The 14331-nt window shown below is 69.6% G+C and carries 8 protein-coding genes; all 8 read right to left on the minus strand.

Annotation, left to right across the window (positions count from 1 at the left end; all coding sequences use genetic code 11):
- Positions 1 to 70 precede the first annotated feature (70 nt).
- Positions 71 to 2695 (minus strand): RICIN domain-containing protein, encoded by a 2625-nt coding sequence (locus tag ABT137_RS24125; RefSeq protein ID WP_351712131.1) that lies wholly within the window; start codon positions 2693 to 2695, stop codon positions 71 to 73.
- Between the two features lie 112 nt (positions 2696 to 2807).
- Entirely contained in the window at positions 2808 to 4868 is a 2061-nt protein-coding gene (locus tag ABT137_RS24130; RefSeq protein ID WP_351712133.1) for a beta-galactosidase, read from the minus strand.
- A gap of 40 nt (positions 4869 to 4908) precedes the next feature.
- Positions 4909 to 6882: a hypothetical protein gene (locus ABT137_RS24135; RefSeq protein WP_351712135.1), complete on the minus strand. Its 1974-nt coding sequence runs from the start codon at positions 6880 to 6882 to the stop codon at positions 4909 to 4911.
- A gap of 32 nt (positions 6883 to 6914) precedes the next feature.
- Positions 6915 to 7802 carry a carbohydrate ABC transporter permease gene (locus ABT137_RS24140; protein ID WP_351712137.1) on the minus strand — a complete coding sequence of 296 codons (888 nt, stop codon included), beginning with the start codon at positions 7800 to 7802 and terminating at the stop codon, positions 6915 to 6917.
- Positions 7799 to 8785: a carbohydrate ABC transporter permease gene (locus ABT137_RS24145; protein WP_351712139.1), complete on the minus strand. Its 987-nt coding sequence runs from the start codon at positions 8783 to 8785 to the stop codon at positions 7799 to 7801. The genes ABT137_RS24140 and ABT137_RS24145 overlap by 4 nt, the downstream gene beginning before the upstream one ends.
- Entirely contained in the window at positions 8785 to 10185 is a 1401-nt protein-coding gene (locus ABT137_RS24150; protein ID WP_351712141.1) for an ABC transporter substrate-binding protein, read from the minus strand. Before ABT137_RS24150 ends, ABT137_RS24145 begins: the two co-directional genes overlap by 1 nt.
- Positions 10186 to 10461: 276 nt before the next feature.
- Entirely contained in the window at positions 10462 to 11625 is a 1164-nt protein-coding gene (locus tag ABT137_RS24155) for a LacI family DNA-binding transcriptional regulator (protein WP_351712143.1), read from the minus strand.
- A 439-nt stretch (positions 11626 to 12064) separates the two neighbouring features.
- The gene (locus tag ABT137_RS24160; RefSeq protein ID WP_351712145.1) at positions 12065 to 14173 is read right to left on the minus strand and encodes an alpha-galactosidase; all 2109 of its coding nucleotides are present in this window, start codon (positions 14171 to 14173) and stop codon (positions 12065 to 12067) included.
- Positions 14174 to 14331 lie beyond the last annotated feature (158 nt).

Below are 14331 nucleotides of genomic sequence, written 5' to 3' on the forward strand. Positions count from 1 at the left end.
GCGGAGCGCCGCTTCCCCTTGAAACGGTGCTCCGCGCGGTGCTGCCGTACCTACCGGCGTCCGCGTTCCGCTACTGCGGGACGATGCGGAACTGCTGGTTGGTACTGGTACTGGAGCTCCACTGGCCGAGGTTGGAGCCGCTGGAGGTGCGGCCCATGCCGTCCAGGTAGAGCCCGGTCGCGCGGTTCTTCAGCCGGACGTAGTCGCCCGACGTCACCTCCATCCAGTCCTGCGAGGTGGCGGTGCTGTCGGTCGCCTGGCCGGCGTTCGAGCCGTTGGCGGTGGCGCCCAGGCCGTCGAGGAACAGCCCGGTGGTGTGGTTCTTGAGGCGGATCCAGCTGCCGTCGGGAACGACCGACCACTCCTGGTTCGTGGTCGAGCCGACCGGCCACTGGGTGACCGTGGAACCGCTGGTCGTGACCCCTGCCCCGTCGACGTCCAGCCCGCTGGTCCGGTTCTGGAGCTTCAGGTACGACGTGCTGGAGGAGGCGATCGCCGGGGCGAGCAGGATCTTGTCGAGGTTGGGGGCGTAGGCGGAGTTGTTGCCGAACTTGATGGTGTTGGATCCGGCGGTCAGGTTCACGTCGACCATCACGGACCAGTAGTTGGACCAGCCGCCGGAGTTGCGGAAGTACACGCGCTGCGCGGTGCCGCCGTTGACGGAGATGTCCGCGTACCGGTTGATGATGTTGTAGGTGTTGCCGCCGTCGCCGCGGTTGTCGCCGTTGGCGTAGGTGACGACCATGCGGTAGAGACCCGAGGACGCGGCCGTCACGTTGTTGAACGTGAGGCTGTTGGCCGAGCCGTTGCCGAGCTGGTCGACGTACTTGCCGCCCGACGCCGCGGTGTCGGTCTCGATCGTCGCGGTGCCGCCGAGGGTGTTGGCGGAGGCCTCCGCCTCGTAGCTCGCGGTCGAACCGGTGGTCGACGTGGTCACGTCGATCGAGTCGACGGCGATGTTGTCGCTGTCGTCGCTGGTGTAGGCGCCGTAGTTGATCCGGTTGATGCCCTGGTCGAGGTACATGGTGACCGTCTTGGTCTTCCACGTGTTCCAGTCCGCCGTGCCGGTCAGCGACAGGTCGGTCAGCTTGGACCCGTTCACCGTCACCCGGGTGCTGCGGTCGGTCGGGGCGCCGCTGCTCGGTCCGGCCGAGTAGCGCAGCGTCACGTCGTAGTAGCCGGCGGTGGGCGCGCTGACCACGAAGTTGGTGCTCGCGTTGCTCGAACCGAGGTAACCGTCGACGTAGTAGGTGCCGGAATAGCCGGTGTTGGAGCCGTACGTCACCCGGGCGCTGCCGCTCAGGTCGGCGTACTCGGCCTCGTACCGGGTCGGCACGTCGGCGGCGGAGGTGCTGGTGGCCGGCGTGATGATCATCTGGTAGGCGGAGGTCGCCGTCATGCTCGGCACGGTGACCGTGATCTGGCCGTTGCTGACCGGGTAGTCACCCTCCTGCACGACGTACGGGCGGCCGGAGGCGGTGTCGGTCCCGGTGCTGTCCGTGCCCTCGACGATGGCGTGGACGGTGCTGCCGAGGTACGACGCGGAGCCGAAGCCCTTCACGACGACGTCGGTGCCGCCCGAGGTGCCGCCGAAGACGACCCGCGCCTGCTTCTTGGCGGAGTCGAGCGTGGCGATGCCCTGGAGGGAGCCGTTCTGGGTCGGCGGTGTGACTGTGACGGTGTTGCCGGTCATCTCGCCGTACCAGTTGTAGAGCCACCAGGCGCCGGTCGGCGCGTTGTTGTGGGTGGTCAGGCCGTTGAGCGTGCCCTCCGTGACCCAGTAGGCGAGGTCACCGCTGACCTTGGTGTTCTCCAGGCGGGTGATCCACTGGATGAGCTGGCCCGGGATTCCCTCGTCGCCCGAGGAGCGGGTGTACTCGTTGAGGACGATCGGGATCGGGGAGAGACCGAGCGAGGTCTCGATCGCGCGGTAGTTGCTGTAGTTGGTGTAGTAGTCGGTGAAGAAGCTGTTCTGGAGTTCGTGCCAGGTGATGACGTCGGGGACGACGTTGTTCGCCTTGGCGTAGGTCATGAAGTCGGTCATGAACTGGTTGTTGTAGACGCTGATGTTCGGACCGGCGATCTTCGTCGTCGGGTCGAGCGCCCGGATGTGGTTGTAGACCGTCTTCCAGTCGGCGAAGAACTGCTGCTCCGTCGTGGAGTTGGTGAACATCCCGCTGTACCAGATCCAGTCCGGCTCGTTGAACGGGACGTACACGTACTTGCCGTAGTTCGGGTCGGCCTTCACCGCGGCGACCATGGTGTCGATCTTGCTCAGGTAGTCGGTGAGGCCATTGTTCTCGTACGGCCAGTACCGGTACATGTCCTGGAGGTAGATCTGTATCTGCTTGGTCCCGGCGTTCAGGTAGTCGGGAGCCACGTCGAACGCGTCACCGCTGGGATGCTGGAGCCCGCCCTCCGGCTTCTGCGCCGCCTGCTGGGGGTGCAGGGGCTGGAGCAGGTTGTCGGTCGGTACGCCCGGGTTGCCCAGGCCGTACAGGAACCCGGAGGCACCGTGCGAGATCGCCCCGGTGCTCTGGGACAGATCGACGCCCAGCTGCGCGTTGGCCGCGTAGCTGGTGCCCGGGAACAGGAGCCCGCTGATCATGAGCGTGCCGGCCAGCAGTCCCAGTGCGGCGCGGCGTATCACCTTCGCGAGTGTGTGCCGCCTGTCGGCGGCCGGGGGTCTCCACATGGCTGTACCTCGTCCTTTTTTTCGTCGGCTCTGGGAGTCGGTGGAAGGGATAGGGGTTGTGTCGGTTCTGGGGGGTGGCAGTGAGTGGGTCCCGGTCCGTCGGTTCCCGGCTCTAGGAGCTGGCGGTGGGGACGTCGCGCAGGACCGCCGTTCCGTACGGCGGCAGGCGCAGGGAGCCGCCGACGTGGGCCGGGGTGTCCCCGGCCAGCAGGTCGACGGTCCGCGAGGGGCGGTCGCCGAGGTCGACGGTCACCTCGTCGGCGGTGTGGTTGAGCAGGAACAGGTGGTCGTCCCGGCGGACGGCCTCGACGCCCTCCGGGGTGTCCAGGACGGGCACGATGCCCGCGTCCGCGACGCTGTCCAGGAGGAGGCGGCGCAGGGTCTCCCGGTCGGGTGCGGTGCCAAGGTAGGTGGCGGTGCCGGTGCCGAAGCGGTGCCGGGTGGCGGCCGGTGCGCCCTTCAGCTCGCCGCCGGTGTAGGTGGCGAGGGCCTCGGCGCCGGCGAGGTCGATGATGTCCTGCCAGTCGGTGGCGGTACCGGTGTGGCCGGCGTGGCGCAGCCCGCAGCTGTCCCCGGGCTGCATGGGCGCGAACTCGTCGATGTCGATGCCGAGCAGCTCGCGGAAGGCGCCGGGGTGGCCGCCGGGCCGTACCCGGTCGTACTCGTCGACGATCCCGGAGAAGTACGACATCAGCAGGTGGCCGCCCGCGCGCACGTACGCGGTGAGGTTGTCGGCGGCGGCGTCGTCGACCAGGTAGAGGTTGGGCACGACCAACAGCCGGTAGCCGCTCAGGTCGTCGTGCGGGCGGACGAAGTCCGTCGCGATGTTGGCCTGCCACAGCGGGCGGTAGTGGTCCATGAGGCGGTCGCCGATCCGCAGGTCGTTGGCGGGGTGGTCGGGGCCCTCCACGGCCCACCAGCTCTCCCAGTCCCACACGATCGCCGCGTCGGCCCGCTCGCCCACGCTGCCGCTCAGGCCGGCCAGCCGGGCCACGTCCTGGCCCAGGGCGGTCACCTCGCGCCAGGTACGGGTGCGAGTTCCGCCGTGCGGGACCATCGCGGAGTGGTAGCGCTCGGCGCCGGCCCGGGAGGCCCTCCACTGAAAGAACATCACCGAGTCTGCGCCGCGGGCCACCGCCTGCAGCGAGCGGGACCTCAACTGCCCTGCCGGGCGCGCGTAGTTGCGGCCCTCCGTGAGGTTGTTGCCGGTGGCGGACTCCAGCATCAGCCAGGGCTTGCCGCCGCGCAGGGAGCGCATGAGGTCGAAGTTGTAGGCGGCCAGTGCCGGGCCGTCCGGGTCCCGGGGGCCGGCGTAGATGTCGAGGGAGACGACGTCCTCCTCGGCGGCCCACCGCCAGTAGTCCAGGTGCTTGTAGGAGCCCATGAAGTTGGTGGTGATGGGCAGGTCGGGGCTGTACCGGCGGACGATGTCGCGCTCGGCGAGGTAGCACTCCAGGGCGGCGGCGTCGCTGAAGCGCTGGAAGTCCAGCAGCTGGCCGGGGTTCGGGCCGGAGATCAGCCGGGTGCGTGCGGCCGGCGTCCCGATGTGGTCGAAGGAGTCGTAGCGCTGTCCCCAGAAGGCGGTGCCCCAGACGTCGTTGAGGGCGTCGACGGTGCCGTAGCGGTCGGCGAGCCAGCGGCGGAAGTGCGCGACAGAGGCGTCGCAGTGGCAGCCGAAACCGCCGTACTCGTTGCCGATGTGCCACATGGCCAGCGCTGGGTGGGTGGCGTAGCGCTCGGCGAGACGTTCCGTGATCCGGGCGGCGTAGTACCGGAAGACCGGGGAGGACGCGCAGTACTGGCAGCGGGAGCCGAAGGCGATCCGGCGGCCCTCGCCGTCCACGGGCAGCGTCTCGGGGTGTTCGTGGGCGAGCCAGGACGGCGGTGCGGCGGTGGGCGTGGCCAGGTCGACGCCCACCCCGGCCTCCGCCAGCAGTCCCAGCACCTCGTCCAGCCAGCCGAACTCGTAGTGGCCAGGGCGGGGTTCGAGCTCCCCCCAGGACCAGACGCCGACGGTGACCAGGTTTACCCCAGCCTCGCGCATCAGGCGGACATCCTCCCGCCAGGTAGCCGCCGGCCACTGCTCGGGGTTGTAGTCGCCGCCATAGGCAAGGCCCTGCAACCGCTCGCGCAGGCCGGCCAGACGCGCGTCGGCGAGGTCGAAACGGGACACGGAAGAGCTCCTTCGGATGGGTGAGGGGGACGGCGCAGCGTCAGCGGTCGGCGCTGGAGCGCAGCAGCAGGGCGAGGGCCCAGTCCTGGTCGTTCATCAAGGGGTCCGCGCGGTGCGCGGGACGGCCGTCCACGCAGCTGGGCATCACGAACGCGCAGGTGGCCAGGCCGTCGGGGGTGAAATCGACGAGGTTGGCGCCGAAAATCGCGTCGGCGACCCGCTCGCTGTCCGCGTCCCGCAACGGCTCAGGCAGCTGCCGGAGCGCGATCGCCGTGAGCACGCTCCAGTAGTGCGGGAACGTGTCGCCCCACAGCCGCTCGATGCCGAACCAGTACCCGTCCCAGTGCCGGATGCCGATGTCGCGCAGCCGGACGTGCGGCTGAGGGCCGCCGAACGCGCGGAGCCAGGGCAGCGCAGTCCGCATCGCCGTCAGCAGCCGTTCGTCCGGGGCCAGTTCGTACGCGGTGGCGAGCAGGCTCACCAGCGGTCCGACCATGGACTGCTCATAGCTGACCTCGTGTCGCGGCAGCGCGGTACCCCGCCCTGCGAACCCGAGCGCATGCTCGGCCAGCAGCTCCCGCAGCCGCTTCGCCCGCTCCTCGTGGCCCTGCTCGTCGAGCGCGGCGGTCACCGCAGCCAGCGCCTCGGGGTGGCCGATGAGCAGGTGGTCGCGGGCCCCGAGGTCGTACGTCGCCTCAAGGAGCCGGGCCGCCAGGTCCAGGTCGGCCGGATCGCCGTACAGGGCGAACTGGTCGTGGAAGAAGTGCACCAGCCACGGGGAGTTGTACAGCCGCAAGGGCTCGGAGGTCGGGTGGCCGGCACGGCGGACGGAGCCGTCGGGCTCCACCAGGCACTCACGGGCGAACCGGGCGAAGCCGTGCAGCGCCTCGTCGAGCACCTCCGTTTCGCCCCAGCCCCGCCATCGGGCCTGCTGCAGCAGCACGGCCATGCCGACCCGTTCCCCGGCGTCGGTCCAGTCCTGCCAGCCGTTCTCGGTCTGCGTCAGGCCGGTGCGTACGTCCACCGGCAGGAACGCGTACCGCTCCGGTTCCGGCCGCTCGTGCGGGCGGTGCTGGGCGAGGATCCGGGTGAGGCGGGCCTCGACCAGCTCCCGAACCGGGGCGAGGAAGGCGACGGCGGTTCTGCCGCGGCGGCCGTCACGCTCGACCTCGATGTGCCGGACGCCGTGCGCGGACGACGGCACCGGGGAGGTGAGCACGGCGCCCTCGGCGAGGCGCACGTCCAGGTCGGCGCCCACCGGCGCGGTCAGCGACGGCAGTTCGGCCGGGGCGTCGGTGGCGGCAAGGAACGCCGCCCGGTCCTCGTACCAGCCCAACTCCCAAGTGAGGACGTGCTCCTCCCCCGGCGCGAGGTCCAGCACAGGCTGGCCGCCGAACGCCTCGGGGTTGCGGGCGTGGTCGGTGGGATGGACGACGAGGTGGCCACGGATGTCCGACCAGGTGACGGAGTTGCGGGACTCGATCGAGTACGCCCACAGGGCGCCCGTCCGGACGATCGCGCCGAGCAGCGGCGGGGTGCCGGACATCGGCTCGGCCAGGACCCACGACCACGCCCCGCCGGTGAAGACATGGGCGTGGCAGCTGCGCGCGAGCGCCCCCACCGCACTGTCGTACACGTCCCTGACCGGGACGTTCACGCCGAGCCCTGTGATCCGCAAGGGCTCGTCGCCGGTGTTCGTCCAGGTGTACGTCTCGGTGTAGCGCTCCTCCGTGACCTGACGCCGGACCGCCAGTTCCAGCCCGGGTACCGGCCGGTGCCTGGCGGTCACGCCGTCGGCATACCACTCGGTCTCCCGCGGTGTCTGCCAGCGGCCGGAGCCGCGCGAGGTGATCGCGAAGCCGGCGCCCCAGCCGTGGTCCGGGCCGTGCCAGGTGTCGACGGTCTCGTCGAGCAGGTAGAGCCGGTCCGGATCCGACGCGTGCGCGAACGCCACGGGTGCGGCGTCGGCGCCGAGTACCACCTGGCCGGCGCCGAAGCCGAACCGATGCCTCAACCGCGTTCCTCCGCCCGCGGAGTTCGGCCCGGTCATCCGTTGAATCCCGATCCGACGAACGTGGGGCGCCAGTGCTTCTGCAAAGCGAAGAAGCTCACCGCGAGCGGCACGATGGAGACCAGCGAACCCATCATGACGATGCTGATCAGCTCCGGGGAAGCACCCACGGTACGGGTCTGGCCGTTGAGCATGTCCAGCCCCAGGGTGACGGGGTACAGCGAGGAGTTCTTCAGCATGACCAGGGCCAGGAAGAAGTTGTTCCAGATGGCGACGACCTGGAAGAAGAAGATCGTCACCAGTCCCGGCGTGAGGGTGGGAAGCACCATGGACCGGAAGATCCTGAACTCGCTGGCGCCGTCGATCCTGGCCGCGTTGAGCAGGTCGTCCGGGACCATCGACTGCACGTAGATGCGGGCCAGGTACACCCCGAACGGGTCCACGATCGCGGGCAGCAGGACGGACCAGTACGTGTCGGTCAGATTGGCCGCGCTCATCATCAGGAACAGCGGCAGCACCAGGGCCGCCTGCGGGACCAGGACACCGCCCAGGACCAGGGTGAAGAGGAAGGAGCGGCCGCGGAACTGGAACTTGGCGAACGCGTATCCGGCCGCGGCGGCGAGCAGGGTGGCGACGACTCCGCCGATCACCGCGTAGCCGATGCTGTTGAGGAGCCAGCGCAGATAGATGCCGTGCTCGTAGGAGAACGTCAGCCGCAGGTTGGCCAGGATCCGGTCGGGCCCGGCGAACCACAGGCTGAAGCTGGAGTACAGCGTGCCGGAGTCCTTGGTGGCCGCCACGATCAGCCACCAGACCGGGATGATGAAGTACAGGGCGAACAGTCCCATCGCCAGCCCCACCGGGACGCGCCCGATCATCCCCTTCGAGCGGCCGGGAGGTGCCGGCCGGTCGAGAACGCTCATGATCCCTCCTTGGAGGCGGACAGGCCGGCCGCGCGCGAGGTCAGGCGCAGGAACCCGAAGGACAGCACGAAGGCGATCAGCGCCAGGGAGACCGAGATGGCGGCTGCCAGCGGCTCGTCGTTGTTCCCGTAGGCGGCGTTGTAGGCCATCATGTTCGGCGTGTAGTTGGTGCCGATGGCGTTGGAGATGTCGGCCAGCACGATCGGTTCGTTGAAGAGCTGGAGCGTGCCGATGATGGTGAACAGGCAGGTCATCACGACGGCCGGGAGGACGTTCGGCAGCTTGATCCGCAGCGCGATCGTGATCTCGCCGGCGCCGTCCATCCGGGCCGCCTCGATGACGCTGGCGGGGATCGACTGCAGGGCCGCGTAGATGATCAGCATGTTGAAACCGGCTCCGGCCCAGATCATGATGTTGCCGATCGAGGGCAGGACCAGGTGGGCGCCGACGAGGTTCACCTCGCCGAGTCCCATGGCCCGGGTGGCCGAGTCGATCGGGCTCAGTCCGGGCTGGTAGAGGAAGCCCCACAGCAGGGCGGCGATGACGCCCGGCACGGTGTAGGGGAGCACGTAGACAGCTCTGAAGAACCGCTTCATGGATGCCAGCCGGGAGTCGAGCAGGAGCGCCAGCACGATCGCCAGGCCGAGCATCAGGGGGACTTCCACGACGCCGAACGTGAGCAGCCGCAGCACGCCGTTGTAGAAGTCCGGGGTGGTGAAGACGGTGACGTAGCTGCTCAGTCCGACGAACTTCAGCGTGGAGCCGCCGTAGCCGAGGCCGCTGAAGGTCTGGCGGAACAGGCTCGTGTAGACGGCGTAGCCGATCGGGAAGAAGAACAGGCCGGCGAAGACCAGCGCGAACGGTGCCAGGAACCCGTAGGCCGTCCGGCTCTGCCCGCTGTTGCGGCGCCGTCGTGGCAGCCGGGCTTTCATCGGCTCCTCGCGCCGGTGGGCGCGAGGAGCACTGTCGATGGTGGTCGTCATCAGGGAGCCTCGACGCTCAGTCCCTGCTTGCGCATGTAGGCCACGACCGAGTTCTGCGTCTGCTGGAGCGCTTCGGCCACGGTGATCTTCCCGTTCACCGCCTGGCTCAGGTAGTTCTGCTCGGTCGTGAACCATTCGTTGGCCACCGGCCCGTAGTTGAAGTTGTGCGCGACGGCGTGGTTCGAGGCGGAGATCGTGTCGTAGATCTTCTGGCCCCCGAAGAAGCTGTCCGCCTTGCTGAGCGCCGCGGACTTCTGGGCAGCGACGTTCGTCGGGTAGAGGGTGATCTTGGGGATCCAGTACTGCTGCCACACCTGCTGGTTCGTGGTGAGGAACTTGGCGAACTCCAGCGCCTGCTGGGGGTACTTGGTCGACTTGAAGACGGCCACCGAGGACCCGCCCCAGTTGCCGCTGGAGGTCACGCCCGGTGTCGACTGGGGCATGGCGGCGACGGCCCACTTGCCGGCGGTCTTCGGCGCGAACGACTTCAGCGGGCCGGGCGCCCAGGCCGCGCTCATCCAGGAGGCGAGCTTGCCGGTGTTGTAGGCCTGCGACCACTCGCTGGAGAACTGGGGCAGCGTCATGACGGACTTGTCATCGATGAGCTTCTGCCAAGTGGCCGCGGCCTTCAGCGACTCGGCGCCGGCGATGTCAACCACCCAGCTGTTGCCCTTGACCTTGAACGGGGTCGCTCCGGCCGCCCACGCCATCGCCGTGAAGACGGACGCGTCGTTGGTGGGCAGGTCCGCCAGGTACACGCTGGGGTCCTTCTTGTGCAGGGTGGCGGCCGCCTGCACGTACTCGGCCATGGTCGTCGGCACCTTGATGTGGTACTTGGCGAACAGGTCCTTGCGGTAGTACAGGTTGAGCGGGCCGGCGTCGATCGGCAGTCCGTACAGGCCGTCACCGACGTGGACCGTGCTCCAGGCCCACGACTCGAAGTCGGAACTGAGCGAGGAGGCGTTGCCGCCCTTCACGGTGTTGAGGTCGAGCACGGAGCCGGTGGTGACGAACTGCGGCAGGTACTCGGTGTCGAAGGTCGCGACGTCGGGTTCGCGGTGCGCCTTGACGTCAAGCAGCAGCTTGGCCTGCGGGATGGTGTTGCCGCTGGCGGAGACGACCTCCAGCTTGATCTTGATGTCCGGGTGCTGCTTCTTCCACAGGTCGAGCAGGACCTTGCTGTCGGGGAACGGCGACTTCACCCAGTACGTCAGGGTGACCGGTCCCTTGGCGGCGTCGCTCGACCCGCCCGAGCCACAGGCGGCGCTCGTCAGCGCTATGGCCGAGGTGAGGGCGATCGCGGCGAGGCGGCGGCGCTTCGGCGCGGACCGCCGCCCGAGGCTCGCAGACGTGGCCTGTCTGGCGGGCTTGGGCGAAGTCTCGCGCTCAGGGTTCGACACTGGTGGCTCCTTCATATTCAGTACAGCGAGGGTTCGTTGGTGGTTGTCTGTTCTGATCTGATTCAGGGCGTGGTGTACAGGCTGTATCGCCGCACTCGGGGTGCGCCGGGCTGCGGTGCCTCGCAGGTGGCCCTTCGCGGTGCGGCAGGCACAAGCCACTTGCGGATGCGTGTCGATACGCATCGACGGGTGAACGGTCGTCGATACGCATCGACAGCCGGATTGTCGTCGGGTGGTCGTTCTGGGCCCTTTCCGCCGGGGCGGTCGCCTCGCGGTTCAGGGGTGGATGGCGGTGACGGTCGTCTGGCGGCGGGTCAGCCGCGACGGGACCCTCTCGACGCTGTGCGGCGGCGGGTTCCCGCCCTCGTCGTCCAGTAAGGCGAACAGGGTGCGCATCGCACGCCGGGAGATCTCCCGCGGCGCGTGGGAGACGTTGGTGACCGGCGGTTCCATCTCCTCTGCCGCCGCGTCGGTGCAGTGTCCGACGACCGAGATGTCACGGCCGGGCACGATCCCGCGCTGGTGCAGGGCGGCCAGCACATGCGGGATGGCCGAGGTGTGCGGCACGATCAGCCCGTCGGGTCGCTCGGCTCTGCTCACCACCCAGTCCACCACCGCGCGGGCGCCGGACGGCGTGGACTCCGGCAGCTGGACGAGTCCAGTACGAATGCCGGCGGCTGCTGCCGCCTCATTGACGCCGCGCTGGAACTGGCCCACGAAGCTGTTGCCGCGGGCCACCGTGTGCGGCGGGTGCCCGACCACCACGATGCGTTGGTGCCCCGTGCCGACCAGCTCCTGGACCGCGAGCCGCCCCGCCTGCTCGAAGTCGATGTCCACGCAGTGCAGTCCGGCGGGATCGTCGGGGACACCGATCAGCACCACCGGCACCCGCAGCGAGGGGATCACCTGGATCCGCTCGTCGTGGGCCGTGATGACCATGAGCACGATCGCGTCGCACAGCGATCTGCCGTCGAGCCGGGTCAGTCCCGCGGCCCCCTCGTCGGCAGTGACCAGCAGTACGTCGTAGTCGGCCTCCCGGGCGCACTGGGTGATCGTCTCCAGGAACGGCACGACACCGGTATTGCCCAGGTCCCCGCCGACCGGGACGACCAGGCCGATGACCTTGGTGCGACGGCTGGCCAACGCCTGTGCCCCCGCGTTCGGTTGGTAGGAGAGCAGGTCCATCGCGGCCTGGACCCGCTTGCGGGTGTCCTCCGAGATCGGGCGCTTCCCGGTCATCACGTAGGAGACGGTGCTCTGCGAGACGCCGGCCAGGCGGGCCACATCCTTGCTGGTGAACATGAGTTGGCACCTCCTGACGTCGTCGATACGGATCGATTGAGTTTCGCGAGAGTAAACACAGGCCGCCAGCGGAGCAAGACCTCGTGTGCCACGTTCCGGGAACCCCGTCCAGGTCCGCCGATGGCCGCCCGTCGTCATGTGTGACCGGTCACAGCCATGCGAGAAATTGTGAGCGGTCACAACGGTGGCGTCAAGAGATGGAAACCAGCGATTTACGCAACGATCACACCTCCGGCATCACGCGGGCCGTCCGATGCCACGGACGTGGCCGACGCCGCACCGCGAAAGCTCGTACGCCGCGGAACGGGAACCGACCGCGGTCCGCGGGCAGCCGTCACCGACGGACGGTCCACGCCTGGTACCCCGTCGGGCACGACGGCGCCGGCCGCCGGGCCCTCGGGCAACCCGGCGTCGCGCGGAACGAGTCCGGCGTAAGGCGGATGCGCTCGCCCCGGACATCCCCCACGCGGCGGCCATGCCCGCGCGGGCGCACGGGACGCGCGTGCTCAGGACGCCGGTCCGCCGGCTACTCCGCGCCGTCGCCAGGCCCGCTCGTTCACCGCCGGCCCCACCGGGCTCACGCGCCCAGGCGGATGAGCACGGCCGTGTCAGGCCGGGGAAGGCAGACGGTGAGGTGTCCCTCGTCCGGGTCCCAGGTCGCCGTGGCACCGGCCTCGGCCGGGAAGAGCACTTCGGGACGCGGCCGTCCGCCAAGGAGGTGAGGGATCCGGAGCGTACGGCTGTGGTCACCGGCGCCGTCGGCTGCAGCCCGCTGCAGGCCTCCGTCGGCTCGCCGCGGGGACGGCTGCCGCCGCCACACCGCCACGTACGTCGCGGAGTCGGCACGCAGTCCGTGGGCCAGCCATTCGTCCTCCCAGGACGGCAGGCCGATCGGCCAGAAGGGCAGAGCGCCCGCGATGTCCGGCCGGATGCGCTTGTAGACGTCGACACCCGAGCGGACGAGCGCGGACCGGGCGGCGTCCATGCGGTTCAGGAAGCCGGACAGGTGCACGCGGCCCAGCAGTGCCGTGGTCATCGTGAAGGCGATCTCGTCCGCGTCGAAGTGCGGTTGGGGATAGGCCCAGACGGCCGCCTGCTCGGGCGTCACGGCGGTGGCCGCCGCTGCCGCGATGGGCGGATAGCGCAGGGGGTCCTGCTGGTCACTGGTGGACTGCAGCTGGGCGACGGCCAGTTGTGCGTAGTCCATACGTAGGCCTCCCGATCCGCAGTTCTCCAGGATCAGGCCGGGGTGCCGGTCCAGGAGGGAGCCAAGCCAGTCGAGGTGGGCGCGGTGGTGGCCGAGCAGCCCGGCGCCGGCGCTCTCGGCGTCGGTCTCGGTGCCGGATCCGGCGTTGACGTTGTAGTCGAGTTTGAGATAGCCCACGCCCCACTCCCCCACGATGCGGTCCACGACCCGGTCGAGGTGCGCGCGGGACGCGGGGTGGCGCAGGTCGAGGTGGTGCCGGCCGTGCTCGGTCACTTGGACCCCGTTCCTGTGGAAGAACGCCTCGGCTGGCAGCGTCCGGGCTAGTGGGCTGCGGACGCCGACGACCTCCGGCTCCAGCCACAGCCCGGGGGTCATGCCGTGCTGTCTGATGGCGTCCAGTACCTCCTGTATGCCGCCTGGGAAGCGGCGCCCGGCCGGTTCCCAGGCGCCCACGGCGTCCCACCAGCCCTGGGCGTCGTCGTCGTACCAGCCGGCGTCGATGACGAAGACCTCCGCGCCCGCGTCACCGGCCGCCTCGATGAGCGGCAGGAGCTTGTCCGTGGTGGGGTCACCCATCAGGGTGTTCATGTAGTCGTTGTAGATCACCGGGAGCACCCGATGGTCGGTGTGGGCGCGGCGGATGCGGCGGCGGTAGGAGGTGAGCTCACCGAAGGCCGCGTCCAGGCCGCCGGCTGACGCGCGTACCAGGACGGCGGGCACGGTGGTGAACTCCTCGCCGGGCCCGAGCGTGCGCCGCCACTGGTGGTGCGCGTCGTCGGGCCCGAACAAGGCGAGGTAGGCGGCGCCCTCGCGCTCCCCCGTCTCGTAGCGCCAGCCCGCGCTGGATTCGATCTGCCACAACCAGGCGCCCTCAGCGCCGTCGGTGAGCGCGGCGACGGGCAGGTGCCGGCCGGTCGACCAGGTGCCCTGTGAGTACCGCTCGAAGCAACCGCGGCCCTCGTGGCCGTGCGCGGCCCGGTTCAGCGGGACGACCTGGTCCCGGAACGGCGCGTGGCGCCAGCGGCACTCGGCGAGCCAGTCGTTGTCCGCCCAGTGCAGGGTCAGGGCGTCCAGGCCGCCCGCCCGGTCGACGATGCCGCCGAGGGCGAGAGTGGACACGCTCTCCACGTGCACGGGCGCGTCGCCCTCGTTGACCAGACGTACCTGCGAGCGAAGGAACCCCGCGCCGGGTACGGAGCTCAGGACGACGTCGGCGGCGAGACCGGTGTCGGGGTCGACCAGCCGGATCGTGGTGCGCCGCCACTCGCCGTCCTCGGCCGTCTGGTGGCCGCGCAGCACCAGGCGACCGCCGACGGCCGTGTCGATGAAACGCTCCCCCGACCAGGTACGTCCGTGCCCGGTGAGGACGATCTCGACGACGGGGACGAGGCAGTCCGCAGGTAGGTCGGAGGTCGCGAGTCTTACCGAACCCGTGCCGTCCACGACGGCGCGCAGGCCGAGGACTTCATGAGTCCACAACGGAGACCCCTGGGCGGTTTCGACAGCAGCAGTCAACGCGTTCCCCTTCTGGGACAGATGATCGGCTCCGGTGGTGTCGCACAGGTCGTTTCCGGGAGGGCGGGCGCAGATGGCGCGGCGCTCTGGGGCCGGCGGACCGCCGGGGAAGGCGCCGCGTT

The organism is Streptomyces sp. NPDC001980 (assembly GCF_040296885.1).
Classification (GTDB): domain Bacteria; phylum Actinomycetota; class Actinomycetes; order Streptomycetales; family Streptomycetaceae; genus Streptomyces.

What these genes read in the sequence shown, in the direction of transcription:
- ABT137_RS24145 (WP_351712139.1), bottom strand. Translation starts at nt 8,785, where the DNA reads ATGACGACCACCATCGACAGTGCTCCTCGCGCCCACCGGCGCGAGGAG.
- ABT137_RS24125 (WP_351712131.1), bottom strand. Translation starts at nt 2,695, where the DNA reads ATGTGGAGACCCCCGGCCGCCGACAGGCGGCACACACTCGCGAAGGTG.
- ABT137_RS24140 (WP_351712137.1), bottom strand. Translation starts at nt 7,802, where the DNA reads ATGAGCGTTCTCGACCGGCCGGCACCTCCCGGCCGCTCGAAGGGGATG.
- ABT137_RS24155 (WP_351712143.1), bottom strand. Translation starts at nt 11,625, where the DNA reads ATGACGACGGGCGGCCATCGGCGGACCTGGACGGGGTTCCCGGAACGT.